26 protein-coding genes and 1 tRNA gene are annotated in these 24255 nt (G+C 63.3%); 15 read left to right on the plus strand and 12 right to left on the minus strand.

Annotated elements, in window-relative coordinates; all coding sequences use genetic code 11:
* Positions 1-15 precede the first annotated feature (15 nt).
* Positions 16-1425, plus strand: coding sequence for a lipopolysaccharide biosynthesis protein (locus tag ACSQ3E_RS26955; protein ID WP_436125021.1), 1410 nt, complete (start codon positions 16-18; stop codon positions 1423-1425).
* Positions 1425-2708 (plus strand): GNAT family N-acetyltransferase, encoded by a 1284-nt coding sequence (locus tag ACSQ3E_RS26960; protein ID WP_436125022.1) that lies wholly within the window; start codon positions 1425-1427, stop codon positions 2706-2708. Before ACSQ3E_RS26955 ends, ACSQ3E_RS26960 begins: the two co-directional genes overlap by 1 nt.
* A gap of 18 nt (positions 2709-2726) precedes the next feature.
* Here the strand turns inward: ACSQ3E_RS26960 and ACSQ3E_RS26965 are convergent, their stop codons facing one another.
* Positions 2727-4358 carry an AMP-binding protein gene (locus tag ACSQ3E_RS26965; RefSeq protein ID WP_436125023.1) on the minus strand — a complete coding sequence of 544 codons (1632 nt, stop codon included), beginning with the start codon at positions 4356-4358 and terminating at the stop codon, positions 2727-2729.
* A 145-nt stretch (positions 4359-4503) separates the two neighbouring features.
* Here ACSQ3E_RS26965 and ACSQ3E_RS26970 point away from each other — a divergent pair, with 145 nt between their 5' ends.
* Positions 4504-5637, plus strand: a complete 1134-nt coding sequence (locus ACSQ3E_RS26970) for a rhamnan synthesis F family protein (RefSeq protein WP_436125024.1) — start codon at positions 4504-4506, stop codon at positions 5635-5637.
* A gap of 30 nt (positions 5638-5667) precedes the next feature.
* Here the strand turns inward: ACSQ3E_RS26970 and ACSQ3E_RS26975 are convergent, their stop codons facing one another.
* From ACSQ3E_RS26975 to ACSQ3E_RS26985, 3 genes are all read right to left on the minus strand, one after another.
* Positions 5668-6522: a rhamnan synthesis F family protein gene (locus tag ACSQ3E_RS26975; RefSeq protein ID WP_436125025.1), complete on the minus strand. Its 855-nt coding sequence runs from the start codon at positions 6520-6522 to the stop codon at positions 5668-5670.
* A 180-nt stretch (positions 6523-6702) separates the two neighbouring features.
* Positions 6703-6787 (minus strand) — tRNA-Leu (locus ACSQ3E_RS26980).
* A 329-nt stretch (positions 6788-7116) separates the two neighbouring features.
* Entirely contained in the window at positions 7117-8028 is a 912-nt protein-coding gene (locus tag ACSQ3E_RS26985; protein WP_436125026.1) for a LysR family transcriptional regulator, read from the minus strand.
* A 100-nt stretch (positions 8029-8128) separates the two neighbouring features.
* Here ACSQ3E_RS26985 and ACSQ3E_RS26990 point away from each other — a divergent pair, with 100 nt between their 5' ends.
* The 3 genes from ACSQ3E_RS26990 (at position 8129) to ACSQ3E_RS27000 (ending at position 10094) form a co-directional block, all read left to right on the plus strand.
* Entirely contained in the window at positions 8129-8746 is a 618-nt protein-coding gene (locus ACSQ3E_RS26990) for a DUF6506 family protein (protein WP_436125027.1), read from the plus strand.
* A gap of 211 nt (positions 8747-8957) precedes the next feature.
* Positions 8958-9545: a YqaA family protein gene (locus tag ACSQ3E_RS26995; RefSeq protein WP_310328227.1), complete on the plus strand. Its 588-nt coding sequence runs from the start codon at positions 8958-8960 to the stop codon at positions 9543-9545.
* A gap of 36 nt (positions 9546-9581) precedes the next feature.
* On the plus strand, positions 9582-10094 hold the full coding sequence (locus tag ACSQ3E_RS27000) for a disulfide bond formation protein B (RefSeq protein WP_436125028.1): 513 nt from the start codon (positions 9582-9584) through the stop codon (positions 10092-10094).
* 77 nt (positions 10095-10171) lie between these two features.
* On the opposite strand, the gene ACSQ3E_RS27005 is transcribed toward ACSQ3E_RS27000, so the two are convergent.
* A complete protein-coding gene (locus tag ACSQ3E_RS27005) occupies positions 10172-10729 on the minus strand; it encodes an HNH endonuclease (RefSeq protein ID WP_067966138.1) in 558 nt (185 codons plus the stop codon).
* 118 nt (positions 10730-10847) lie between these two features.
* The gene (locus tag ACSQ3E_RS27010; RefSeq protein WP_310328220.1) at positions 10848-11501 is read right to left on the minus strand and encodes a DNA-3-methyladenine glycosylase family protein; all 654 of its coding nucleotides are present in this window, start codon (positions 11499-11501) and stop codon (positions 10848-10850) included.
* 74 nt (positions 11502-11575) lie between these two features.
* Here ACSQ3E_RS27010 and gluQRS point away from each other — a divergent pair, with 74 nt between their 5' ends.
* Complete coding sequence (gene gluQRS / locus ACSQ3E_RS27015) at positions 11576-12451, plus strand: tRNA glutamyl-Q(34) synthetase GluQRS (RefSeq protein WP_436125029.1); 876 nt, start codon at positions 11576-11578, stop codon at positions 12449-12451.
* On the opposite strand, the gene ACSQ3E_RS27020 is transcribed toward gluQRS, so the two are convergent.
* A complete protein-coding gene (locus ACSQ3E_RS27020; protein ID WP_310328213.1) occupies positions 12440-12736 on the minus strand; it encodes a hypothetical protein in 297 nt (98 codons plus the stop codon). The genes gluQRS and ACSQ3E_RS27020 overlap by 12 nt on opposite strands.
* 198 nt (positions 12737-12934) lie before the next feature.
* On the opposite strand from ACSQ3E_RS27020, the gene ACSQ3E_RS27025 reads away from it, so the two are divergent.
* Positions 12935-13828 carry a DMT family transporter gene (locus tag ACSQ3E_RS27025; RefSeq protein WP_436125030.1) on the plus strand — a complete coding sequence of 298 codons (894 nt, stop codon included), beginning with the start codon at positions 12935-12937 and terminating at the stop codon, positions 13826-13828.
* On the opposite strand, the gene ACSQ3E_RS27030 is transcribed toward ACSQ3E_RS27025, so the two are convergent.
* Positions 13795-14646: a YihY/virulence factor BrkB family protein gene (locus ACSQ3E_RS27030; protein ID WP_310328207.1), complete on the minus strand. Its 852-nt coding sequence runs from the start codon at positions 14644-14646 to the stop codon at positions 13795-13797. The two genes, ACSQ3E_RS27025 and ACSQ3E_RS27030, sit on opposite strands and share 34 nt — an antisense overlap.
* 148 nt (positions 14647-14794) lie before the next feature.
* Here ACSQ3E_RS27030 and ACSQ3E_RS27035 point away from each other — a divergent pair, with 148 nt between their 5' ends.
* The 7 genes from ACSQ3E_RS27035 to ACSQ3E_RS27065 all read left to right on the plus strand — a co-directional run bounded on the left by ACSQ3E_RS27035 (position 14795) and on the right by ACSQ3E_RS27065 (position 20200).
* Entirely contained in the window at positions 14795-15637 is an 843-nt protein-coding gene (locus ACSQ3E_RS27035; RefSeq protein WP_310328205.1) for an SDR family oxidoreductase, read from the plus strand.
* A 28-nt stretch (positions 15638-15665) separates the two neighbouring features.
* Positions 15666-15860 carry a twin transmembrane helix small protein gene (locus ACSQ3E_RS27040; protein ID WP_310328202.1) on the plus strand — a complete coding sequence of 65 codons (195 nt, stop codon included), beginning with the start codon at positions 15666-15668 and terminating at the stop codon, positions 15858-15860.
* A 12-nt stretch (positions 15861-15872) separates the two neighbouring features.
* Positions 15873-16454, plus strand: coding sequence for a cob(I)yrinic acid a,c-diamide adenosyltransferase (locus ACSQ3E_RS27045; protein ID WP_310328199.1), 582 nt, complete (start codon positions 15873-15875; stop codon positions 16452-16454).
* Positions 16455-16493: 39 nt separating this feature from the next.
* Positions 16494-17282: a rhomboid family intramembrane serine protease gene (locus ACSQ3E_RS27050; RefSeq protein ID WP_436125031.1), complete on the plus strand. Its 789-nt coding sequence runs from the start codon at positions 16494-16496 to the stop codon at positions 17280-17282.
* Between the two features lie 221 nt (positions 17283-17503).
* Positions 17504-18253 (plus strand): electron transfer flavoprotein subunit beta/FixA family protein, encoded by a 750-nt coding sequence (locus tag ACSQ3E_RS27055; RefSeq protein ID WP_436125032.1) that lies wholly within the window; start codon positions 17504-17506, stop codon positions 18251-18253.
* A gap of 24 nt (positions 18254-18277) precedes the next feature.
* Complete coding sequence (locus tag ACSQ3E_RS27060; RefSeq protein WP_436125033.1) at positions 18278-19207, plus strand: electron transfer flavoprotein subunit alpha/FixB family protein; 930 nt, start codon at positions 18278-18280, stop codon at positions 19205-19207.
* Positions 19208-19318: 111 nt separating this feature from the next.
* Entirely contained in the window at positions 19319-20200 is an 882-nt protein-coding gene (locus ACSQ3E_RS27065) for a 3-hydroxybutyryl-CoA dehydrogenase (RefSeq protein ID WP_115730699.1), read from the plus strand.
* Positions 20201-20243: 43 nt separating this feature from the next.
* On the opposite strand, the gene ACSQ3E_RS27070 is transcribed toward ACSQ3E_RS27065, so the two are convergent.
* From ACSQ3E_RS27070 to ugpA, 4 genes are all read right to left on the minus strand, one after another.
* Positions 20244-21044, minus strand: a complete 801-nt coding sequence (locus ACSQ3E_RS27070; RefSeq protein ID WP_310328187.1) for a GGDEF domain-containing protein — start codon at positions 21042-21044, stop codon at positions 20244-20246.
* Positions 21045-21318: 274 nt separating this feature from the next.
* Positions 21319-22365, minus strand: coding sequence for a sn-glycerol-3-phosphate ABC transporter ATP-binding protein UgpC (gene ugpC, locus ACSQ3E_RS27075; protein ID WP_310328186.1), 1047 nt, complete (start codon positions 22363-22365; stop codon positions 21319-21321).
* Positions 22365-23213 carry a sn-glycerol-3-phosphate ABC transporter permease UgpE gene (ugpE, locus tag ACSQ3E_RS27080; protein WP_436125093.1) on the minus strand — a complete coding sequence of 283 codons (849 nt, stop codon included), beginning with the start codon at positions 23211-23213 and terminating at the stop codon, positions 22365-22367. The genes ugpC and ugpE overlap by 1 nt, the downstream gene beginning before the upstream one ends.
* 40 nt (positions 23214-23253) lie before the next feature.
* Positions 23254-24138: a sn-glycerol-3-phosphate ABC transporter permease UgpA gene (gene ugpA / locus ACSQ3E_RS27085; RefSeq protein ID WP_310328184.1), complete on the minus strand. Its 885-nt coding sequence runs from the start codon at positions 24136-24138 to the stop codon at positions 23254-23256.
* Positions 24139-24255: the final 117 nt, after the last annotated feature.

The raw sequence follows: 24255 nt of genomic DNA on the forward strand, positions 1-24255 counted from the left end.
ATGGAGTGTATCGAGTTGCGTTTTTCCGCAGCGATGACGGCCGAACGGTGGCTGCCGGGGCAGATCGCCTCGCGCATCATGCCGCTGTTGCACCGCGTCGACGCGGTGGTGTTCAGCAGCGACGAGCGCGGCGAAGCCGGCCGCATGTCGCTGTTTGCCTTTGCCGTGCGCATCGTCAGTGCAGCCATCGCCTTCGTCAGCCAGGTGCTGCTGGCGCGTTGGATGGGTAGCTTCGAATACGGCATCTTCGTCCTGGTGTGGGTGGCGATGATCATCGTCGGCTCGCTGTCCTGCTTCGGCTTCCACACCTCGATCATCCGCTTCATTTCGGAATACCGCGAAAAGGGCATGCTGGACGATCTGCGGGGTGTTCTGGTGGCGAGCCGCCTGTTCGTGATCATCGCCTCGACCGCCATCGCGGCACTGGGAATGGCCGGTGTCTGGCTATTCTCCGACCGTATCGAAAGCTACTACGTCGTGCCGTTCACCCTCGGCATGATCTGCCTGCCGATGCTGGCGCTGTCAGACGTGCTGCAAGGCGTCGCCCGGGCCAATTCCAGGGCCTTTGCCGCACTGGTGCCGACCTACATCACCCGGCCGGTGCTAATCCTGGTGTTCATGGCGGGAGCAGTTGGCACCGGCTTTGCACCGACGGCTGAAACGGCCGTCATCGCCTCCATCCTCGCCACCTATGTGACGACGCTCAGCCAGGTCTTCCGCATCACCTCGCGCGCCGACAGGCGCATCCCCGCTGGCCCGCGCAACTACCGGCTCGGCTACTGGCTCAAGATTTCGCTGCCGATCTTTCTGGTCGAGAGCTTCTTCTTCCTGCTGACCAACGCCGACGTGCTGATGGTCGGCGCCTATATGGAACCGGACAAGGTGGCCGTGTACTTCGCCACCGTGAAGACGCTGGCGCTGGTGCATTTCGTCTACTTCGCCGTCAAGGCGGGCGTCGCCCAGCGCTATGCGCGGATCGCCCATGGCGACACCGAAAAGCTCGACGACTTTGCCCGCGAGACAGTGTCATGGACATTCTGGCCGTCACTGGCGATGGGCGTGGTGGTTCTGCTGCTCGGCGAGCCGCTGCTCGCCATGTTCGGCCCCGGCTTCAGCGATGGCTACCCACTGCTGTTCCTGCTGGTTTCGGCCGTCGTCGCGCGCTCGGCGGTCGGCCCGTGCGAGAGCCTCTTGACGATGAGCGGCCACCAGAATGTCTGCGCCATGGTCTATGCCGCAACGTTGGCGCTTAACATCGGCCTCAACGTGCTGCTGATCCCGACGCTTGGCCTGTGGGGTGCTGCGATCGCCACATCGGCGGCGATGATCTTCGAGGCAACAGCCCTCTCCTTCACCGTCTGGCGCAAACTCGGCATCATCATGGTCCTGTTCATTCCCACGAAACGCACGGTAGAGAACGCCTAATGGCAGCCATACCGCTTCTCGAGGAAACAAGTGGCGGCCCGGCGGGCTCGCTGATCGCCGGCATTGCCGGCGTGCCGGCCGACGCCGCCGACCTCGCCCATCTCGAACTGACATCGGCCGAAAGGCCGCTGCGCAGGCTGGCGATCTATCCGGCCTCGGCCGGCTTCGACCTGGTCGAGGAGCTCGACCATCTCTGCGCCCGCACCATCGAGCCCAACGTCTTCTTCAACCCGCGCTTCCTGGCACCCGCCATGCCGCGGCTCGAGGATCGCGAGGTGCGCCTTGCCGTGATCCGCGACGGCACCGAATTTCGCAGCCGGCTGCGGCTGCTGGTGCCCTATTCGGTCGAAAAGCCGGCGGTGCCGCTGGGCGTGCCTGTGATGCGGACGTGGTCGAGCCCGTTTGGCCCGCTCGGCACGCCGCTGCTCGACCGCGACGACCCCGAAGGCGTGATCGCCGACTTCTTTGCCATGCTGGCCCGGCCGCACCTCAAGCTGCCGAAGGTGTTCGTCATGCCCGACATGCGCCTCGACGGTGCGGTGGCGCGGATGCTGAGTGCGACTGCCGAATCGCGCAACCTGCCGCTCGTCGTGACCGGCCAGTTCGAACGGCCCTTCATCGAAAGCAACGCCGAGGGCGAGGACTATCTCAAGGAAGCGCTTGGCAGCCGCCATTACAAGGAATTCCGCCGGCTGGGCCGCCGACTCGCAGACCAAGGTGTCGTCGAGCACACGGTCGCCCGCACCCAGGAGGACGTGCGCCACGCCATCGAGCAGTTCCTGACGCTGGAGGCCTCCGGCTGGAAGGGACGCCAGCGCACCGCCATGGCGATCGACCGCTACCGCGCCGCCTTCGCCCGCGAGGCGGTGCATCGCATGTCCGAGCAGGACATGTGCCGCATCCATTCGCTGACGCTCGACGGCCGCACGATCGCCAGCCTCGTGGTGTTCGTCGAGGCCGGCGTCGCCTACACTTGGAAGACCGCCTATGACGAGACGCTGTCGGCCTTTTCGCCGGGCGCGCTTTTGATGATGGCGGTGACCGGCCATCATCTCGACGACCCCAACATCATGATGACCGACAGCTGCGCCGTGCCCGACCACCCGCTGGTCGGCAAGATGTGGAGCGAGCGCAAGCCGATGGGCACCTTCGTCGTCGGGCTGACGCCGGACGCGGACCGCGTCACCCGGCAGGCGGCATCGCAGCTGCATCTCTACCGCGAGACCCGCAAGCTCGCCGTCAAGCTGCGCGACCGCGTGCGCAGCCTACTCAAGAAGCGCTAAGGCTTTCGGGATCCTGCCTCAGGTCGTCTTCGCCTCGCGCTTCGCCCTGTCGCGAAAAATGCGGCGGATGACCTTGCCGGTGGTGGTCAGCGGCATGGAATCGACAAACTCGACTTCGCGCGGATATTCATGCGCCGAAAGCCGCTCGCGCACCCAGAGTTTTATCTCGTCGGCGAGTGCCGCGTCGCCCACCACTCCATCCTTGAGCACGACATAGGCCTTGACGATCTCGGTGCGCAGCACGTCGGGCTTGCCGACGGCAGCGGCGAGCGCCACCGCCGGGTGACCGGTCAGGCAGTCCTCGATCTCGCCGGGGCCGATGCGGAAGCCGGCCGAAGTGATGACGTCGTCGTCGCGGCCGAAGAAGGAGACATAGCCGTCGTCGTCCTCGATACCCTGGTCGCCCGTCGTCATCCACTCGCCGATGAACTTCTTCTCGGTCGCCTCCGGGCTCTGCCAGTATTCGAGGAACATCACCGGGTTCGGCCGGGCAATGGCGATCTGGCCCGGCTCGCCCGGCGGCACGCGGCGGCCGTCGCCGTCGATGATGGCAACGCGATGGCCTGGAACCGCCTTGCCGATGGCTCCGCCTTTGCTTATGCCGAGCCCGGCGCAGGAGGCGAGCACGGCATTGCATTCGGTCTGGCCGTAGAACTCATTGACGACAAGCCCGAGTTCGGCGGCGGCCCAGTCATAGGTCTCGCGCCCGAGCGCCTCGCCAGCGGAGCCAACGCTGCGCAGGCTGAGTCGGAAGCGCTTGCCGATGTCGGGCACGACCTTCAGCATGCGCAGTGCCGTCGGCGGGATGAAGGCGTTGCGCACCGCCATCTTTTCCATCAGCAGCAGAGCTGCCTCGGGCGCGAACTTGTCGAAGCGCGCGGCGACCACCGGCAGGCCGAAATAGAGCCCGGGCAGCAGCAGATTGAGCAGGCCGCCGGCCCAGGCCCAGTCGGCGGGCGTCCACAACAGGTCGCCCGATTGCGGCATGAACTCCTGCGCCATCTGGATGCCAGGCAGATGGCCGAGCAGCACACGGTGGCCGTGCAATGCGCCCTTGGGCGGGCCCGTCGTGCCGGAGGTGAAGATCATCATCGCCGGATCGTCGGGGCCGGTGTCCTCTGCTGAAAAGTCGGGCGAATGCGCGGCAAGCAGGCGATGAAAATCATCTACATCGCCGCCGCCGACAACGACGATCGCTTCGAGCTCGGGCAGCCGGCCGCTGACCTGGCTGACCTTGGCGAAGCCGGCCTCATTGGTGACGATCGCCCTGACGCCTGCCGTCTGCAGCCGATACTCGAGCGCCTCGACGCCGAACAACAATGCCAGTGGCACGGCGATCGCACCGAGCTTGTAGATCGCGACATGGGCGATCGCCGTCTCGAAGCTCTGCGGCAAGAGCAGCGCCACCCGGTCGCCACGGCGTACGCCCCTGGCGCGCATGGCATTGGCGAAAGCGTTGGACCGGCTCGAAAGCTCGCCGAAGGAAAGTTTTTCCGCAGCGCCATCGATACGGTAGTCGAGCAGCGCCGTTCGGTCCGGGTCGATGGCTGCCCAGCGATCGGAAACAGCGGTGCCGACGTTGAACTTTTCCGGAATCTGCCAGCGGAAATCGCGATAGAGGGCGTCGTAAGTGTCGCGCCGTTCGAGCATGGACGGTCGTCTCCGCTCCTCCGCGAGGGATTTCGTGTGGCTGGATCGGGGTTGACCTACCAACCAACAGAAAGCCTGCCTAATATCGGAAGCGGTTCACGTCAAGAAACGGCCCAGATCGTCACGTCTCAAATAGCCTTCCACGTTGGCGCCGATTATCCGGCGGCCAGCGCAGCATCATCCAGGGGTCGAAATGCCAAAACTACGCCCTCTGCAGTCCCTCAAGAAGCGTATCGCCAAGTTTCGCTACCATGATGTCGAAGTCTTCAAGGCCAAGTTCAATCGACGTTTCGGCACGGAAGAACCATACCTGCTTCATCAGGGCGAGCGACATTATCAGGGTAGCGTATACGCCATATTCCTGATCTGGCAGCCCAAAGAAACGCCATGGTACGTCGACAATGCGCTCGCATCATTGGACGAAGTGCAGGCCAACGTGATCCTGGTCGTGAATCACGCGCTAAGCGCCGAACGACTGCTCGATCTCCGGCAACGTTGTTCGAAGATCATCATTCGCAACAATGCCGGCTTCGACATCGGCGGATACCGCGACGCGACGCTTTATCTGCTCGAAAATGCAGAGCCTACGCGACTGCTCTATCTCAACGATAGCGTGTACTTTTTCAAGAACGGGCTTACGCCGCTTTTCCGGGAACTGGCGGATTCGAAGGCCGATGTCGCAGGCTCATTCGAGAACTGGGAGTATACATACCACATCCAGTCCTTCTGCTTCTCCGTTGGGCCCAGGATCATCGCAAGTCCGGAGTTTGGGAATTTCTGGAAAGAATATCTGCCGGTCAATTCACGCCTTTGGGCGATCAAAAAAGGAGAGGTCGCTTTCTCCGAGACAATCTTGCCGATCGCAAAATCGGTCACCTCGGTCTACAGCCCAAACAGAATTCGACAACACCTATCCAAGATCGCCCTCGACAAAGTCGAGTTGACAAACATCTACATCTGCCGGGGCCAACGGCTTCCATCTTCAAGCTTCAACGAAGAAAGCCAAACCGGGCTGGTGTCGAAGATCTGCGAGCACATTGCCATGCGCTCTCAAATACACACGGCAGGGTTCCTGTACAAAAAGTACCTCGACTGCCCGCTGATGAAGCGCGACCTGCTGTATCGCCTGCAGTTCGACATCTACGAAATCGAGCACAATTTAGTGGACGTGGGCCATGAAGGTCACCTCGTCGACATTCTGAGCGACATGAAAAGGAAGGGCCCAGGCTATCAGTTGCGCTCGACGCGACGGCGGCTCTTCGAACAAGGCATCATATAGCAAGTGGGCTTCACCTCGCCGCCCACCTATTCATCCGGCTCGGAACAATATCCGCCGCAGTGCGCTTCCGACACTGTCGCGAGCCATCTTGAAGCTTGAGTTCAATAGCGCAGAGAAGTGCAGCCGGCTTGGCCGTCTCGCAAAGGCATAGCTGTCGTTGAAGCGGGCATGCACGAAAGGATCGGCACTCGAAGCGATGCGGCGATTGAGTGCGACGGCACCCAGGCTGAGGCAACGTTCAAACGCATGCGCCATCGTCCCGTCGACCTGGTTGGCTTCCGCCTCGAAGTCTTTGGCCGTGAAGCCGAGATCAACGAGCGGCGTGATGATCTCGGTGCGAGCCATGAACATGGTCCCGGCACAGTAGCCGGCATCGAGCACCTGCGGCCGGCCCAGGCCAAGGCGCTGGGCGATGGCAATGACGCGCGTTTCGTTTCCGCCCATATAGCGGGCGAGCGAAAGGAAATGCCCGTCGGGGCCGACAACGCCCAGCCAAGGATCCTGAGCAAAGGCCGAAGTCAGGCCCTGCAGCTTCTCAGGCTGCAGCAATGCCGAGACCAGCATGCGCCGCCAGCCGTCGCCATCCTTCAGATGCGGCGACTTCTTGGTGTGGATCTTGACGATGAGGTCAAAACCCTCAGAGCGAACGGCTGGAAACATACGAAGGAAAGGCAGGACGTCACGGCCCCGGTTTTCGAACACCCCAAGGCTGTAGTCTCGTCCGGCACCATCGAGCCGCGCACGCACCACGGCCTCATGAACCGGAACGGTCGTTACGAACAGCTTGTATTGTGCTGGGAGAGCTTGGGCGAGGTCGAGGATTTCATCGAATGCATCCATATAGAACGCGTGGATGACGATCGCGACTCGAAGCTCTCCGTGCATGTTCGATGCCTGTTAATAGACGATAAATGCCTTTATACGGCAAAATTCATATACCAGGCCCTAATGTTGTGACAAACGCGCGGGCGATTTATTTCTGGTATGTTTATCTGGTTCGCCGGCACCGCAGGCACGGGCTGATCCTGAAAGCGGCCGCCTTCGGCGCTACCGCATGAAGGCAAATGGTGCCCCTAGCCGGGATCGAACCAGCACTCCTTGCGGAACTCGATTTTGAGTCGAGCGCGTCTACCAATTCCGCCATAGGGGCCTGCCCTAAACGGACAGAATGGTCGCGGACTATACGGTCGGGCGGCCCTTCGTCAACTGGGCAGGGGCGCCTTTGCGCAACTTCATGCCAGAACAGCGTCTGCTGCCGTGGCGAAGGCGATTGCGAATAAACAATTGCGATTAAGCAGGGTAGCGGCCGGCGGCGGCGCTGAAACAGGCTATGGAAGACAGTCAGCCGTTTCAGATCAACCGATAGTGCGAGCAATACCAAAGCAATGGCGCCACTTTCGATTGGAGAAGGCGGTTCTGGAGATCGGCAATTGGTCACCTTCGCCAAACAGGCGGCTCCGGGGTTCGCCGACCACGCCGCTACCCACCTCCACCAAACCGCGCGAGCAGCCTTTCGCGCAGATAGCGCGCGGCGGGGCCTGGCGGCTGGTCGATACGCCAGAGCAGGTAGGCGGTCAGCGCCGTCTCGGACTGCTCGCCAAGGGCAGTTGCGGCAACGCGCACGAGGGTGACGCGGGCGAGATCGTCATCGACCATCCACCTGGGGAGATTACCCCAGCCGACGCCTGCCCGGATCAGCGCCAGCTTGCTGGCGAGGTCGCTGACGCGCCAGGTACCCGGTGACAGCACGCCGAAATCCAACCCTTCGCTCATCGGCGAGGGATCGCTGACGACGATCTGGAGATGGTCGGACAGCTCGACCGCCGACCAGCCGGCGGCAGGTGCCGTCGCGAGCGGGTGGTGGGCCGCGCAGACGGCGACGAAGGGCTGAGCCGGGCCAAGGCATTCGACTTCGACGAGGCTGTCGCGCTGCGTGTCGGTGGTGATAGCAAGCGTGCAATGCCGGTTGATGAGTGCGTGCAATGCCGCGCGCATCGGCAAGGTCTTCAGCGCGACGCCGACCGAAGGGTGTTCGGCCCTGAGGTCGTAAAGCGCACCGGCCAGGATGCCGGCAGGGATGACCGGATCGACAGCTATCGCAAGCGACAGTTCCAGCCCCTGCCCCAGCCCGCGTGCCCGGGCGCGCATGGCGTCGACCTTGATCAGGATCGCCCTGGCATCCGTGAGCAGCGCCTGCCCCTCGGCGGTCAGTTCGGGCTTGCGGCCGGTGCGGGTGAACAGCGCCACCTTGAGCTCGGCTTCGAGGTTGCCGATGGCGTGGCTGATCGCCGACTGCACCCGCGACAGGCGCGCAGCACCCGCACGAAAGCTGCCGCCTTCAACGACGGCAACAAAGGTTCGCATCTGGTCCAGCGTCAGATTGTCAAGCATAGTTCGATTTTTTCGATCAGTGGCTGTAGAACTTTAGCAATTACCAAGATCAGTGTTCTACCGCAACTTGGCGCCATCGAAGACATGCAAGGACGTAATCATGCGTATCGACAAGGCCCTCATCTACGAAGCTCCCGGCGCCGACCCGGCCATCGACCGAAGCGTGCTGGAGACACCGGACGGCAAGATCACCATCGTTGCATTGGGCGATCCGATGCAGGCACCGGCAGTGGCGCATGAACTCGCCGCGCAGGGAACCAAGCTGATCGAGCTGTGCGGCGGGATTTCGCCGGCGTGGCGGCCCAAGGTCTCGGCCGTTGTCGGCCCCGACGTCAAGGTGAGCTCGGTGACCTTCGGTATCGAGTCGCTGCAGCCGGCTGCGGCCTACAATCAGGCCTTCATCGACGGCAAGCCACCGCTGGCGGCGTTCATCATCCTCAAGCGGGATGCCCAACCGGATCAGGACCGTTTGGTGACTACGTTTCCGCCACTGGAAACACATTTCGTCCGTGTCCCCGACGGAGCAACCGCCGCGAAAGTCGCGGCAGACCTGGCACAGGCCGGCTTTGGCCTGATCGAGCTCTATGGCGGGTTCTCAACCGAAGACGCCGCCCAGATCATTGAGGCCGTTGATGGACTTGCTCCCGTGGGCGTGGGCAGCTTCGCGCTCGATGCGCTGCAGCCAGAGCCGCGCGCGACGACGGGCCGCGCGGCATAGGATATGGACGATATGATCGGCGGCCGCCAAGGCCGCCGATCATCCTGCCCGTCGCGCTCGAACCGCGATATGACCCGGGCCGGCATGCTTTGAACGCGATCACGCGACAGAATGTAACGGTTGCCCTGGCTTTCACATTCGTGAAGACCCCAAGCATTGTGCGCCACAGCAATTCTTCCTAAACAGGCAGCGCACATCTCAAGGGGGCCAGATGCTTCGCCGACTCTACGACTGGACCTTGTCGCTCGCGGCAAGGAAATCCGCCGAATGGTGGCTGGCCTTCATCGCCTTCGTCGAAAGCTCTGTTTTCCTGGTGCCGGCGGACGTGCTTTACCTGCCGATGGCGCTGTCGCGGCCCGACAAGGCCTATCGTTATGCGATCATCGCCACCGTGGCCTCGGTGCTCGGCGGCATTGCCGGCTGGTATATCGGCCACTACGCCTTCGAGGCGGTGGCAAAGCCGGTGCTCGAATTCTACGGCAAGTATGACGAGTTCGAAGCGCTCAAGGTGTCGTCCGGCGCCGGCATCATCCTGTTGATGCTGGTGACGTCAGGGTTGTCGCATCTGCCGCCGATCAAGGTGGTCACCATTCTCGCCGGCGTTGTCAGTTTCCCGCTCGGCTGGTTCATCGTCTCGGCGATCATTGCGCGCGGCGCGCGGTTCCTGTTCCTGGCGTGGCTGCTGCGCACCTATGGCGAGCCGATTCGCGAATTCATCGAAAAGCGCCTCGGATTGCTGGCCGGCCTCGGCGCCGCTGCCCTCATTTTGCTCTATCTTCTCGTCAAGTACCTCCACTGAACGGCAAAAGCCGGTAACGACAGCTGGGCACCAAAAATGACCTCCCTCGCCTCCCCGACCGGCCGCAGCCAGACGCTGACCGCAATCTTCCTCACCATTGCCATGGCGGCCGTCGTCGGCACGGCACTCGGCTTCCAGCACATCGGCGGCTATCTGCCCTGCAAGCTCTGCCTAGAGCAGCGCACGCCCTATTATGTGGGCGTTCCGCTGATGGCGCTTGCCGCGCTGTCGTCGGCGCTGCACTGGCCAGCCTGGATGACCCGCGCGCTGTTGGCCGTGGGCGGATTGCTGATGCTCTACGGGCTCTATCTCGGCGCCTATCACGCCGGCGTCGAATGGCGCTGGTGGGCCGGCCCGACGGATTGCGCCGCTGTCAGCGGCACGATAGACACCGGCGGCAAAGGCCTGCTCGACGTGCTCAACAATGTCGTGCCGCCGCGCTGCGAGGACGCCGCACTGCGCGTGCTCGGCCTGTCCTTCGCCGGCTGGAACGTGCTCGCGAGCGCGTTCTTGGCGGTCGTGGCGCTGCGTGGGGCTTTCAGGAAGTAACATCGTCGGGTCGCGATCCTTCGCACCCCCACTGTCCTGCCGGACATCTCCCCCACAAGGGGGGAGATCAGCCTTCATCAAGGCTCGAGTTCAACATCCCAGTAGAGATAATCCATCCAACTTTCGTGCAGATGGTTGGGCGGGAACAGCCGGCCGTTGTTGTGCAGGTCGTGCACAGTTGGCTGGAACGGCTTCTGCAGCGGCCACATCTTGGCCTGCGACGGCATCATGCCGCCCTTCCGGAGATTGCAGGGCGAGCAAGCAGCAACGACGTTTTCCCACGTCGTCGCACCGCCGCTGTGGCGCGGGATAACGTGATCGAAGGTCAGATCCTCGGGGGTGCCGCAGTACTGGCACTGGAAGCGGTCGCGCAGGAATACGTTGAAGCGGGTGAAGGCAGGATAGCGCGACGGCTTCACATAATGCTTGAGGCTGACGACGCTGGGCAGCTTCATCGAGAAGGTCGGCGACGAGACGGCGTGCTCATATTCGGCGACGATGTTGACGCGGTCGAGGAACACCGCCTTGATCGCGTCCTGCCAGGACCACAACGACAAGGGGTAGTAGCTGAGCGGACGATAATCCGCATTCAGCACTAGTGCTGGGAGCCCATCCGGAGACACGGCAACCGTCACTTCCTGTACCTCCTTGGTCCTCGAACCTAACGGCCCGAATACTGTAAGCCCGAGGTGACAGGAATGTGAAGCGTCTGGTCGGTCAATTAACCCGTCAAAAATCCGCGATTTTGCGGATTTATGCGGGATTTCCGGCCGGCGGCGCGCCATCGCGACCACGGGTCTCGCGATAATACGCCCAGAACAGTCGCGATGCGACCCCTCGCCACGGTGCCCATGATTCGGCAAGCCGAATCAGTGCCTTCTCGCCGGGGCGCGGATCGATGCCCAAGGCATGGCCGACGGCACTCTGCAGCGCCACGTCGCGGGCCGGAAAAATGTCCGGGTGGCCGGCGGCAAACAGCAGATAGACCTCCGCCGTCCACGGCCCGATACCCGGAATGGCAATCATCGCCGACATCGCTTCCTGGGCATCGAGCCGGCAGAGCCCGTCGAGGTCGAGACCATCGGCCGCTGCCTGCGCCACCGCCAGAAGCGTGCGCTGCTTCGGCCGCGACAGGCCGGCCTCGCGGAACATGTCCTCGCCTGATGCAAGCAGTCCTTCCGGCGTCAGCGGATCGACGAGAGCCGTCAGGCGGCCAAAGATCGCACGCGCGCTCGCCGTCGACACCTGCTGCGATACGATGATCGATGCAAGGCTGGCGAAACCTGGTTCGGTCAGCCTGAGCGGCACCTCGCCGGCCATGCCGCGAACTGCTTCCAGGCGCGGATCGATCGCGCAAAGCGCGTCGAGGCCGAAATTGACGTCGTCGAGATTGGAGATGCGGCGCATGCGTCACTTGTTAGGTTGCGGCGGGCAACGTAGCAATCGGCAAGGCACACCTTCAATCCGGCACAGCAACGCTCATGACGGCTCCTGTCTTTCGCTTCGCGCCCAGCCCCAATGGCGAACTCCATCTTGGCCACGCGCTGTCGGCGCTGACCAATGAGAAGATAGCGGCCAGCGTTGGCGGACGGCTTTTGCTGCGCATCGAGGACATCGACGTGACCCGCTGCACGCCGGAATTTGAGGCCGGCATTTTCCGCGACCTCGCCTGGCTCGGCATTACTTACGAGCAGCCGGTGCGCCGCCAGTCGGACCATTTCGCCGAATACGAAGCCGCGCTTGAGCGATTAAAGAAGGACGAGCTCGTCTATCCCGCCTTCATGAGCCGGGGCGATATCCGCGGCGCGATCATGGAGCATGAGGCGAAGGGCAAGGCTTGGCCGCGGGACCCCGACGGCGCGCCGGTCTATCCCGGCGCTGACAAGCAGATGTCCAAGCGCGAGCGCCAGCGGCGGATCGATGCAGGGGCACCATTCGCCTGGCGGCTCGATACGGCAGCGGCTTTGGCGCGATTGCCGGTCGAGCTGAACTGGCGCGAGTGGACGAACGAGGCAATGGATGGCTCGGCGGAAATAACCGCCAACCCGCTGCAATGGGGCGACGTGATCATCGCTCGGCGGGAGATTCCGACAAGCTATCACCTGTCGGTGGTGATCGATGACGCGCTACAGGGCGTGAGCCATGTCGTGCGCGGTCTCGACCTCTACTTCGCGACCTCGGTGCAGCGCCTGCTGCAGCAGGCGCTTGGCCTGCCGCAGCCAGGCTATTTCCACCACCGGCTGGTGCTCGGCCCCGACGGACGCAAGCTATCGAAGAGCCAACGCGACACCGGCCTCGCCGCTTTGCGGGAGGCCGGTGAGACGCCTGGGACGGTCAAAGCGATGCTAGGGTTGTAGCATCCGGGTGATTGCCGCCTTGATCAGCGCGAGCACGCTGATGAAGGCGAAGGCGCCGCCAAGCCCCCAAGCGGTCGCCAGTTGCAGGTCGCGCAATGTGATGCCGTAGCTGTTGGCGACAAGCACCGCGCCGAAGAAGCCGGCGGTGAACAACACCATGTTGCCGGTCGGGCCAAAGCCATCGTCCTTCATGATGGCGTCGAGTGCAGCGCCAAAAAAGAAGGCCATGACGGCGACGAAGGCGACAGCCATCATCAGCCAGCCCGGATCGAGATTCCACAGCATGCGCGGTCCTTTCAGAGGCCGACTGTGCAGTTCTCCCAGGCCCCCTCCCGGGCAAGCGTCATCCGGATCGGGTGGTCAGATCAGGCCCGGTGAATTTATGGATCAATCGTTTCATTTTGCTTGTCCTAATATTCGGCATTAGAGCGATCCGGGTAAGTTTCATTCCGGGCGCGGCGTCCGGCCACGCACGGGGTATCCATGACATCCTCTCCAAAGCGGCTGATCCCGGCCACCTTCGTGCTGCTCTGGGCGACCGGCTTCATCGGCGCGCGCTACGCCATGCCCTGGGCTGAACCATTTACGTTCCTGGCCGTGCGTTTCGTGCTGGCGTTCCTGCTCCTGGGTGCGGTGATGCTGGCGCTCGGCTCCCGCAGGCTTACGCGACGGGCGGCCCTGCATTCCGTGCTGATCGGCATGTTGCTGCACGGGGTCTATCTCGGCGGCGTGTTCTGGGCGATCCACCAGGGACTGCCGGCGGGACTGTCTGCGCTCATCGCCGGCCTGCAGCCGCTCGTCACTGCGGTGCTCGCCGGCAAGCTGCTCGGCGAAGAGATCAAGCCGCGCCATTGGGTCGGATTGGCCGTCGGCTTCATCGGCGTCGTGATCGTGCTGTCCCCGAAGCTCGGCACACTTGGTGGCGGGGTGACCTGGCAGACGCTGACCGCCTCCGTCATCGCCATGGCCGGCATCAGCGCCGGCACCATCTGGCAGAAGCGCGTCGGCGCAGCGGGCGACCTGGTGACCGGCACGTTCTGGCAATATGTCGGGGCGGCGATCCTGATGACGGCTGCCTCGATGATCTTCGAGACGCAGCAGATGACGGTCAACGGCGAGCTGATCTTCGCCATGGCCTGGCTGGTCTTCGTGCTGTCAATCGGCGCGATCTTCCTTTTGATGGTGATGATCCGCGACGGCGCCATGTCGAAGGTCGCCTCGCTGTTCTACCTCGTGCCGTCGGTGACCGCCGTCATCGCCTGGCTACTGTTCGGCGAGGAACTTTCACTGATCCAGCTTGTCGGCATGGCAATTGCCACGCTCGGCGTCGGCCTGGCGACCGCTCAGCCCGGCACGCGGGCGCGGGCCTCGAGATAGCGGCTGATCGCGGCGTTGAGCTCGCCGCCGAGGATGAAGATCGCCGAGACGATGTAGAGGAACACCACCGCGATCATGATCGAGGCGAGGCCGGCATAGGTGGTGACGTACGACGCAAAGGTGTCGAGATAGGTCGCAAATATCGTTGAGCCGATGAGCCAGCCGACCAGCGTGAAAACGATGCCCGGGATGATGCTGAGGAAACGGCGGCGGCCGGCAGGCAGCCACATGTGCACGGCAAACAGGCCGAAGACGATGACCCCCGAGGCGACGGTAAAGCGCCAAATGGTGATGGTGCCCATATAGGGCTGGATCCATTCGAACTTGGCTTCGAGGATACGCGCGATGATCGGCGCGAACACCAGGAGCACCGAGATGGCAACGAAGCTGATCGTGGCGATGAGCACGAAAATCAGACTCTGGGTGCGCCGATACCAGATGGTGCGGGTCTCGGTGACGCGATAGGCGCGGTTGAGCGACGTGCGCAGCGCCTCGACGCCGTTGGAGGCAAAGTAAGCCGCAAGCACGACGCCGTATGTCAGAAGATCGGTGCGCGGCACGGTCAGCACGTTGACCACCTCGCGCGCGATGGGGGCCGCGATCTGGTCGGGCCAGGTATCGAAGACGAGATGCACCGCCGTTTCGGCGAAGGCGTCTGCGCCGAGGAAGCTGGCGAGCGTTGTGGCGAAGATCAGGAATGGAAACAGCGCCATCAGCGCCGAAATGGCGAGATGACTGGCCATCGCCCAACCGTCGTCGTCATGGAAATGGCCGGCTGCGTCGAAGAGCACGCGCCTCGTGGCGACGATCTTGCGCATCAGCTCCAGTTTTCCGCTCCGTCCGTTGGGTCCTGGCCAATTAGATGGCGGCCGATGGTGACATGGCCAATCATCAATTGGCCAATTGTTTCGTGGCGGCGAATATGGGAAGGCTTTGCCCTCATTTGCAAGGCCGGGCAAAAACGAAGTGAACCCGATCAACGAGTTACGCACGATAATCGTGACCGGCGCGTCGTCGGGCATCGGCGCCCATTGCGCTCGAGCGCTGAAGGCCGAAGGCTGGCGGGTGTTCGCCACCGCGCGCAAGGACGAGGATCTGGCTGCCCTGCAGGCCGACGGTCTCGAGGCGCTGTTCCTCGACTATGCCAAGCCGGAATCGATCGAAGCACTCGTCGCAACCGTGCTCGAACGCACCGGCGGCAAGCTCGACGCGCTGTTCAACAATGGCGCACATGCCCAGCCGGGCGCTGTCGAGGACCTGCCCATGGCGGCACTGCGCGACCAGTTCGAGGCCAACTTCTTCGGCTGGCATGACCTGACGCGGCGCATTGTTCCCGTCATGCGCGCGCAGAACCACGGCCGCATCGTCAACTGCTCGTCGATCCTCGGGCTGACGCCGGTACCGTTCCGCGGCGCCTACTCCGCCTCCAAGCATGCGCTGGAGGGGCTGATGCTGTGCATGCGTCAGGAGCTCGCGGGCAGCGGCGTCCATGTCGCGATGATCGAGCCCGGCCCGATACGCTCGAAGATCGCCACCAACGGGCTCGACTGGTTCCTGCGCTACATCGACCACGAAAACTCGCCCCACCACGTGGCCTATCGCGCCCAGCTCGCCAGGCTGTCCAGCGGTGGCTCGAAATCGCGACTGAAACTGGGGCCGGAGGCGGTTCATGCGGTATTGCGACACGCCCTGCTGTCGCCGCGTCCACGTCCGCATTATGTTGTCACCACGCCCGCGAGAATCGGCGTCGCGCTGAAGCGCCTGCTGCCCGCCTCGCTGCTTTACAGAATTCTGGCCCGCCAAGGCTGACCGGCCGCCGACTGAACTGGATACCCAAATGGCTACCGTCTTCAACATCCTCGCCGTCGTCTTCATGTTCGCCGTGGTGGTGGTCCTGATCCGCGGCCTGGTCCACATGCTGCGCGGCGGCTCGGGCAACACCTCCAACAAGCTGATGCAGGCGCGCGTGCTGCTGCAGGCGGTGGCGCTGGTGTTCATCCTGCTCACCCTCTACTTCACCCGTGGCGGCTGAGCGGAGCGCGGAATGGTCAAGCTCAACAAGATCTACACACGTACTGGCGACGACGGCACCACGGGGCTGGGCTCGGGCGAAAGACGGCTGAAATCGGACCTGCGCGTCGAAGCCTATGGCGCCGTCGACGAAGCCAATGCCTGCATCGGCATGGCGCGGGTGCATACGGCGACCGAACACCCCGATATCGACGCGATGCTGAACCGCATCCAAAACGACATGTTCGACCTCGGCGCGGATCTTTCGACGCCCGACACCGGCAAGGACCTGGGCTACGAGCCGCTGCGCATCATCGCCAGCCAGACCGCGCGCATCGAGGCCGACATCGACGCGCTGAACGCCGGACTCGAGCCGCTGCGGTCGTTCGTGCTGAATGGCGGATCGCCTGCGGCGGCAGCACTGCATCTCGCCCGCACAGTCGCCCGCCGCGCAGAACGCGTGATGGTGGCGCTGGCGCAGGACCCCGACGAGCACGTCAATCGCGAGGGCATCCGCTACATCAACCGCGTTTCCGACCTGCTGTTCGTTGCCGCACGTGTGGTCAATGACAACGGAAAAGCCGATGTGCTATGGGTTCCCGGCAAGAACCGCTAAGTATCAGACAAAGTCGCCGGGAGGGCGGAAGCGAGCCGCATGTTCATTCCGCTCTATGATTCGAACCACCTGCGCCACATCCGGCTGCAATACGTCACCCTCAGCCTCATCGCGATCAACGTCATCGTCTATCTGCTGACGACTGTCGGCGGCGAGGATTTTGCCACCGCGGCGGTGCTCGGTTTGGGCTACATTCCTTCCGTGGTGCATGACCTGGCGGAGCTGTCGCCGGACTTGATCATCATTCCGGAAGACCTGAGCTACATCACCTATTCCTTCCTGCACGGTGACATCTTCCATCTCGGCGGCAACATGCTGTTCCTGTGGGTGTTCGGCGACAATGTCGAAGACGCGCTCGGGCATTTCCGCTTCCTGGTGTTCTACCTCCTGTGCGCGGTCGCCGGCGCCTTCCTGCACGGGCTGATCCTGCCGGATTCGCAGACGCCGCTGATCGGCGCCTCGGGCGCCATCGCCGGCATCGTTGCCGCCTATTTGATCCTGTACCCTCGGGTGAAGGTCTGGGTGCTGGCCTTTGCCCGTATCCCGCTGCGCATCCCCGCCTGGATCCCGCTGATCCTGTGGGTCGCCTTCCAGTTCCTGATGATCGCCATTGGCGGCGACGACGAGGTCAGCTGGGCGGCGCATGTCGGCGGCATCGTCGCCGGTGCCGTTCTGGTGCTCATCCTGCGCCGGCGCGACGTGCCGCTTTTTGCCGATGCCGAAGAGGCTGTGCCGAGCCCGGAAAAGGCCGAAGCACCAGCCCTGCCGGAGCCCGCGACGCCCGAGCCGCCGACCGCACAGACAACCACGCGCTGGGGCCGGCAATAGAGGCCGTTGGCCCAGTCTGTTTCAAACGATTTGAGCTTGAAGCAGATATTGACGCTAACGTTAGCCGCAACTACGGTCCCGCCGCTTGCGGCAGCCCTCCCGCCACCAAAAGCGCGAGATCAAGTCTGTTTTTCCGCCCAATATGTCGGCAATCGACAATTGCGTGGGCCCAAGCGCTGCTATAGCGCGCACAATATCGCTGTTCAGAGAGGTACCAGCCCATGAAAGTTCTCGTCCCGGTGAAGCGGGTTGTCGATGCGAACGTGAAGGTGCGCGTAAAATCGGACGGCTCGGGCGTTGAGCTCGCCAACGTCAAGATGGCGATGAACCCGTTCGACGAGATCGCGGTCGAAGAGGCGATCCGCCTCAAGGAAGCCGGCAAGGTCGAGGAGATCGTCGTGGTCTCGATCGGACCTGCCCAGGCCCAGGAAACGCTGCGTACCGCCCTCGCCATGGGCGCTGACCGCGCCATCCTGGTCAAGACCGACGATCAGGTCGAGCCGCTTGGCGTCGCCAAGGTGCTGAAGGGCGTGGTCAAGGCTGAACAGCCCGGCCTGGTGCTGCTCGGCAAGCAGGCGATCGACGACGATTCGAACCAGACCGGTCAGATGCTGGCTGCCCTTCTGGGCTGGGCCCAGGGCACGTTTGCCTCGAAGATCGAGCTCGCCGGCGACAAGGCCAATGTGACGCGCGAAGTCGACGGCGGCCTGCAGACCGTGTCGCTCCAGATGCCGGCGATCGTGACTGTCGACCTGCGCCTCAACCAGCCGCGCTATGCCTCGCTCCCCAACATCATGAAGGCCAAGAAGAAGCCGCTCGACGAAAAGTCGGCCGCTGATTTCGGCGCCGACATCACCCCGCGCCTCAAGGTGCTGAAGACCGAGGAGCCGGGTGGCCGCAAGGCAGGCATCAAGGTCAAGACCGCGGCCGAACTCGTCGACAAGCTGCGCAACGAAGCCGGCGTGCTGTAAGCGAAGCGGAAAGGGATCAAACACATGGCAATTCTCCTCATCGCCGAACACGACAACGCTTCGCTCTCCGACCAGACCGCCAAGGCGCTGTCGGCAGCCCAGAAGATCGGTTCCGACATCGACGTGCTGGTCGCTGGCAAGGGCGCCAAGGCAGCCGCCGATGCAGCCGCCAAGCTGAACGGCGTGCGCAAGGTTCTGCTCGCCGAAAGCGAAGAACTGGCCGAGCGCCTGGCCGAGCCGACCGCAGCACTGATTGTCAGCCTCGCTGGCAACTATGACACCATCGTTGCCGCAGCGACCTCGACCGGCAAGAACGTCGCCCCGCGCGTCGCAGCCCTGCTCGACGTCGCCCAGGTGTCGGAGATCATCGAGGTCGTTTCGGCCGACACCTTCAAGCGTCCGATCTATGCCGGCAACGCCATCCAGACGGTGCAGGCATCGGGTGCCAAGAAGGTCATCACCGTGCGCACCGCCTCGTTCCAGGCAGCTGGCGAAGGCGGCTCGGCAGCCGTCGAGTCGGTTGCGGCAGCCGCCAACCCGGGCCTGTCCTCCTTCGTCGAGAACAAGCTGTCGGAGAGCGATCGTCCGGAGCTGACCTCGGCCAAGATCATCATCTCGGGCGGCCGCGCGCTGGGTTCGTCGGAGAAGTTCCAGGAAGTCATCCTGCCGGTCGCCGACAAGCTCGGTGCCGCCGTCGGCGCCAGCCGCGCTGCCGTCGACGCCGGCTACGCACCGAACGACTGGCAGGTCGGCCAGACCGGCAAGGTAGTGGCACCTGATCTCTACATCGCCTGCGGCATCTCGGGTGCGATCCAGCACCTCGCCGGCATGAAGGACTCGAAGGTCATCGTCGCCATCAACAAGGACGAGGAAGCCCCGATCTTCCAGGTGGCCGACTATGGCATCGTCGGCGATCTGTTCGTCGTTCTGCCCGAGCTCGAAAAGGCGCTTTGACGCCCGATCAGGTCAGGGATTAAAATGTGATGGCCGGGGTAGACGAGTGCTACCCCGGCCATTTAGTTTGCATTGCACAAAACTAAAAAAGCCTGCGACGGGATAGGTGTGATGACGGGTAAGATCGAGACGATCGGCATTGTCGGCGCTGGCCAGATGGGCGGCGGTATCGCACATGTTTCGGCGCTGGCGGGCTACAGCGTGCTGCTCTACGACGTGTCGCCGGAGCGCATCGAAAAGGGCATCGCCACCATCAATGGCAACCTGGCCCGCCAGGTCGCTTCGGGCAAGCTCGAGGACCAGGCCCGCAAGGACGCCATGGCCCGCATCTCGTCGGCGCCTGCGATGGCCGACCTTGCCAGCGCAGACCTCGTCATCGAGGCGGCGACCGAAGACGAGACGATCAAGCGCAAGATTTATGCGCAGCTGTGTCCGCAGCTGAACCCGGAGGCGATCCTCGCCACCAACACCTCGTCGATCTCGATCACGCGGCTTGCCGCCCAGACCGACCGGCCCGAGCGCTTCATCGGCATCCACTTCATGAACCCGGTGCCGGTGATGAAGCTTGTCGAACTCGTGCGCGGCATCGCCACCGAGGACAAGACCTTCGAGGCGTCCAAGGAATATGTCCGCAACCTAGACAAGACGGTGACAGTGTCGGAGGATTTCCCGGCCTTCATTGTCAACCGCATCCTGTTGCCGATGATCAACGAGGCGATCTACACGCTTTACGAAGGCGTCGGCACCGTCGAAGCCATCGACACAGCGATGAAGCTCGGCGCCAACCATCCGATGGGTCCGCTGCAGCTCGCCGACTTCATCGGCCTCGACACCTGCCTGTCGATCATGCAGGTGCTGCATGACGGCCTGTCGGACTCGAAGTACCGCCCCTGCCCGCTGCTGGTGAAATATGTCGAGGCCGGCTGGCTCGGCCGCAAGACCGGGCGCGGCTTCTACGACTATCGCGGCGAGCACCCGGTTCCGACGCGCTGATCCGCGTTTCGGCGGACGCTTCGCCCGCCGGCGGCCTGATGCCTCAGTTCGGAAGTCCGGTGTGATACCAGCTCGGCGTCATCTCTGACGGCATTGCCGCCAGTTCGACTCGGTTACGCCCCGCGCCCTTGGCTTCGTAGAGATGCAGGTCGGCGACGCGGAACAGCTCTTCGAACACCACCGGCCGGTCGAACAGGGCGCCACCGACGCTGACCGTCAGCGTGTGGCTGTTACCGCCAGGCCTGAACGGCGCGTCGGCCACCGAACGGCGGATGCGCTCGGCGATATCGGCGGCGTTGACCGGCGTCACGCCAGGCAGGAAGACCGCAAATTCCTCGCCGCCGAGGCGGCCAAGCATGTCGTCCCGCCTCAGGCAGGGCTGGATCGCCGCGACGATGATGCGCAGAGCCTCATCACCCTCGGCATGACCGAAACGGTCGTTGACCGACTTGAAGTGATCGGCATCGATGACCAGCAGCGCGCCCATGGCGCGCTGGCGGCGCGCGATCTCGCGGGTGAGCACGTTTTCGACTCGGGTCGAAAAGGCTCCCCTGTTGAGGCAGGCGGTCAGCGCGTCGGTTGATGCGGCGACGACGAGCTTGTGGTTGACGACGGCGAGTTCACGCAGCTTGAGCGTCAGGTAGAAGAACAGCGGGGCCGCCAAAAGGATCGGCACGACTGTCGCTTCGATCAGCGCGAGGTCGAGGATTTCCGGCCCGGTATTGCGGAACAGAGCGATCGTGACCACCAGCGAAACCGCGACGCAGCCCAGCGTTCCGAACACCGTCCAGCCCGCGAGTTGCAGCCATGCGCTTGGCGAGAGCTTCTTCAGCGATACCGGCAACCCTGACACCTCCTTGGTCGTGAGCCGATCTTCGATCAGCCTGCATGAACAAGAGGTTAGCACGGGTCTTCAAATTCGAGCGATCCTGCTCAGGATTTGGTGTTGGGTGTTCGTGCGTCCTTCGACAAGCTCAGGATGGGGACCGTTGGCGCCATCAGCTACATTGACAGTTCAGGTCGAGACGGCGGCAGCACAAGCCGTCCTCATCCTGAGCCTGTCGAAGGACGCACGACGGCGCAACCGCACCAAATCCCCCCGGATCTGCCGTGCCGCCTCAGACTCTTTTCCCGTCGCTGCCGAAGAAATGCAGCTTTTCCCGACGCGCAAAGATGGGCAATTGGTCTCCCACTTGCACTTCGGTGCGGCCGGCGACGCGCACGACGATCTTGCCGCCGCCCGCCGCGCAATAGAGAAAACTCTCGGCGCCCACTGGCTCGACGCCCTCGACCTTGGCCATCAGCCTGAGGCCGTCGGTCGACGTGGCGCCGTCGGCACCGACTTCGCAGTCCTCGGGGCGGAAGCCGATGGTCGCGGCGTTGCCTGCTACTTCGGGCAGCGTGACCGCGCCTTCGAGCTGGCCGCCGCGCAGCGGCAGAAGGTTCATCGGCGGCGCGCCGATGAAGGACGCGACGAAGGTTGAAGCCGGCTTCTCGTAGATGTCGAGTGGCGCGCCAAGCTGTTCGACCAGCCCGCCATTCATCACCACCAGCACGTCGGCCAGCGTCATGGCCTCGAGCTGGTCGTGGGTGACATAGACCGAGGTGACGCCGAGCTGGCGCTGCAGGTTCTTGATCTCGACGCGCATCTGGCCGCGCAGCTTGGCATCGAGGTTGGAGAGCGGCTCGTCGAACAGGAAGACTTTTGGGTTGCGCACGATGGCGCGGCCCATGGCGACGCGCTGGCGCTGGCCACCGGAGAGTTCGCGCGGGCGGCGTTCGAGCAGGTGCTCGAGTTCCAGGGTCTTGGCCGTCGAACGCACGCGTTTGTCGACCTCGTCCTTCGGCATGCCGCGATTGCGCAGGCCGTAGGCCATGTTGTCGTAGACCTTCATATGCGGGTAGAGCGCATAGTTCTGGAACACCATGGCGATGTCGCGCTCGGTTGGGCCGATGGCGTTGACCACCTTGCCGTCGATGGCACAGGTACCGGCCGAGATGGTTTCCAGCCCGGCGATCATGCGCAGCAGCGTGGACTTGCCGCAGCCCGACGGGCCGACGAGCACGCACAGCGCCTTGTCGGGAATGGCGATGGAGACGCCCTTCACCGCTTCGACCCCGCCGGGATAGACCTTGCGTACGTCCTTGAGATCGACGGTTGCCATTATTTCTCCGTATCGACGAGGCCGCGGACGAACCAGCGTTGCATGAACACGACCACCAGAATCGGCGGCACGATGGCGAGCATGGAGGTGACCATCACCAGATGCCATTCGGTGTCGGCATCGGCGAAAGAGATCATCTTCCTGAGCGCAATGACGATGGTGTTCATGTCGTTGCGGTTGGTGACGAGCAGCGGCCAGAGATATTGCGTCCAGCCATAGATGAACAGGATGACGAAAAGTGCTGCGATGTTGGTGCGCGACAAGGGAAGCAGGATATCCTTGAAGAAGCGCCACGGCCCGGCGCCGTCGACGCGCGCCGCCTCGACCAGCTCGCCCGGAATGGTGAGGAAGAACTGGCGGAACAGGAGCGTCGCGGTGGCGGACGCGATCAGCGGCACGATCAGGCCGGTATAGGTGTCGATCAGGCCGAGATCGACCATCACCTTGTAGGTCGGCAGGATGCGGACCTCGACCGGCAGCATCAGCGTGATGAAGATCAGCCAGAAGAAGAACATCCGGCCGGGAAAGCGGAAGAACACGATCGCATAGGCCGACAGGATCGAGATGATGATCTTGCCGATGGCGATGCCGAAGGCGACTATCGTGGTGTTGATGAGCAGCGTCGCGACGCTGACACCGCCGATGCGCCCGACCCCGCCGAACAGCGCCTCGGAGTAGTTCTCCAGGAAACGGTCGCCGGGCAACAACGGCAGCGGCGGACGCAGGATGGTCTGCAGCGAATGCGTCGAGGCAACGAAGGTGTAGTAGATCGGGAAGGCGACGATGATGATGCCGAGGATCAGGATGGCGTGCGCCACATAGATGCTAGCCTGCGACTGGCCGATCATCAGCTTGTCGTGCCCGCTTGCGGGTGGAAGTGCCTTCGGCTCAGCCATAGTGCACCTTCTTCTCGACATAGCGGAACTGGATGGCGGTGAGCGCAATGACGATGACCATCAGGATCACCGACTGCGCCGCGGAGTCGCCGAGGATCAGATTGACGAAGCCGTCATTGTAGACCTTGTAGACCAGCGTCTCGGTTGCCTTGCCCGGTCCGCCACCGGTCACGGCATGGATGATGCCGAACGTGTCGAAGAAGGCGTAGACGGTGTTGACCACGAGCAGAAAAAAGGTGGTCGGCGCGAGCAGCGGGAAGACGATCGTCCAGAACCGCTTGTTCTCGCCGGCACCATCGATGGCCGCCGCCTCGATCAGCGTCTTGGGGATCGCCTGCAGGCCGGCGACGAAGAACAGGAAGTTGTAGCTGATCTGCTTCCACGAAGCAGCGGCGACGACCAGCGCCATCGCCTGCTCGCCGTCTAGCAGCGGGTCCCAGTTGATGCCGAGCCAGCGCAGGCCATAAGCGAGCGAGCCGATCGACGGGTTGAACAGGAACAGCCAAAGCATGCCCGCGATTGCCGGCGCCACCGCATAGGGCCAGATCATCAGCGTGCGGTAGAGGCCGCGGCTGCGCACGACCTTCTCGGCCATGACGGCGAGCAGCAGCGCCGTGCCCATGGCGACCGCAGCGACCGAGATCGAGAAGATCGCCGTGACCTGGATCGAGTTGAGGTAGTTGGGGTCCGACAGGACTTTCTTGAAATTGTCGAACCAGACGAATTTCGACGACAGGCCGAACGGGTCTTCCCTCAGCATCGACTGGCGCAGCGCCTGGCTCGCCGGCCAGTAGAAGAACACCAGCGTGATCGCCAGCTGCGGCGCGACCAGCAGATAGGGCAGGATCTTGTTGGGAAAGACGACGCGTGGGGACAATGAGAGCCTCGTGACAGACGTCAGGCGTTGATGCCACCCCTCATCCGCCTGCCGGCACCTTCTCCCCGTGAAGGACGGAAGGAAGGGACAAGCGGGAACGTGGACGCCCCCTCTCCC

Origin of the sequence: Aminobacter sp. LjRoot7 (assembly GCF_964252895.1) — a bacterium.
Taxonomy (GTDB): domain Bacteria; phylum Pseudomonadota; class Alphaproteobacteria; order Rhizobiales; family Rhizobiaceae; genus Aminobacter; species Aminobacter aminovorans_B.

Excerpts from the sequence above, each read along its gene's own strand:
- ACSQ3E_RS26960 (WP_436125022.1), top strand. The coding sequence starts at position 1,425 with ATGGCAGCCATACCGCTTCTCGAGGAAACAAGTGGCGGCCCGGCGGGC.
- ACSQ3E_RS26965 (WP_436125023.1), bottom strand. The coding sequence starts at position 4,358 with ATGCTCGAACGGCGCGACACTTACGACGCCCTCTATCGCGATTTCCGC.
- ACSQ3E_RS26975 (WP_436125025.1), bottom strand. The coding sequence starts at position 6,522 with ATGCACGGAGAGCTTCGAGTCGCGATCGTCATCCACGCGTTCTATATG.
- ACSQ3E_RS26985 (WP_436125026.1), bottom strand. The coding sequence starts at position 8,028 with ATGCTTGACAATCTGACGCTGGACCAGATGCGAACCTTTGTTGCCGTC.
- ACSQ3E_RS26990 (WP_436125027.1), top strand. The coding sequence starts at position 8,129 with ATGCGTATCGACAAGGCCCTCATCTACGAAGCTCCCGGCGCCGACCCG.
- ACSQ3E_RS26995 (WP_310328227.1), top strand. The coding sequence starts at position 8,958 with ATGCTTCGCCGACTCTACGACTGGACCTTGTCGCTCGCGGCAAGGAAA.
- ACSQ3E_RS27000 (WP_436125028.1), top strand. The coding sequence starts at position 9,582 with ATGACCTCCCTCGCCTCCCCGACCGGCCGCAGCCAGACGCTGACCGCA.
- ACSQ3E_RS27010 (WP_310328220.1), bottom strand. The coding sequence starts at position 11,501 with ATGCGCCGCATCTCCAATCTCGACGACGTCAATTTCGGCCTCGACGCG.
- gluQRS (WP_436125029.1), top strand. The coding sequence starts at position 11,576 with ATGACGGCTCCTGTCTTTCGCTTCGCGCCCAGCCCCAATGGCGAACTC.
- ACSQ3E_RS27020 (WP_310328213.1), bottom strand. The coding sequence starts at position 12,736 with ATGCTGTGGAATCTCGATCCGGGCTGGCTGATGATGGCTGTCGCCTTC.
- ACSQ3E_RS27025 (WP_436125030.1), top strand. The coding sequence starts at position 12,935 with ATGACATCCTCTCCAAAGCGGCTGATCCCGGCCACCTTCGTGCTGCTC.
- ACSQ3E_RS27030 (WP_310328207.1), bottom strand. The coding sequence starts at position 14,646 with ATGCGCAAGATCGTCGCCACGAGGCGCGTGCTCTTCGACGCAGCCGGC.
- ACSQ3E_RS27040 (WP_310328202.1), top strand. The coding sequence starts at position 15,666 with ATGGCTACCGTCTTCAACATCCTCGCCGTCGTCTTCATGTTCGCCGTG.
- ACSQ3E_RS27045 (WP_310328199.1), top strand. The coding sequence starts at position 15,873 with ATGGTCAAGCTCAACAAGATCTACACACGTACTGGCGACGACGGCACC.
- ACSQ3E_RS27050 (WP_436125031.1), top strand. The coding sequence starts at position 16,494 with ATGTTCATTCCGCTCTATGATTCGAACCACCTGCGCCACATCCGGCTG.
- ACSQ3E_RS27055 (WP_436125032.1), top strand. The coding sequence starts at position 17,504 with ATGAAAGTTCTCGTCCCGGTGAAGCGGGTTGTCGATGCGAACGTGAAG.
- ACSQ3E_RS27060 (WP_436125033.1), top strand. The coding sequence starts at position 18,278 with ATGGCAATTCTCCTCATCGCCGAACACGACAACGCTTCGCTCTCCGAC.
- ACSQ3E_RS27065 (WP_115730699.1), top strand. The coding sequence starts at position 19,319 with ATGACGGGTAAGATCGAGACGATCGGCATTGTCGGCGCTGGCCAGATG.
- ugpC (WP_310328186.1), bottom strand. The coding sequence starts at position 22,365 with ATGGCAACCGTCGATCTCAAGGACGTACGCAAGGTCTATCCCGGCGGG.
- ugpE (WP_436125093.1), bottom strand. The coding sequence starts at position 23,213 with ATGATCGGCCAGTCGCAGGCTAGCATCTATGTGGCGCACGCCATCCTG.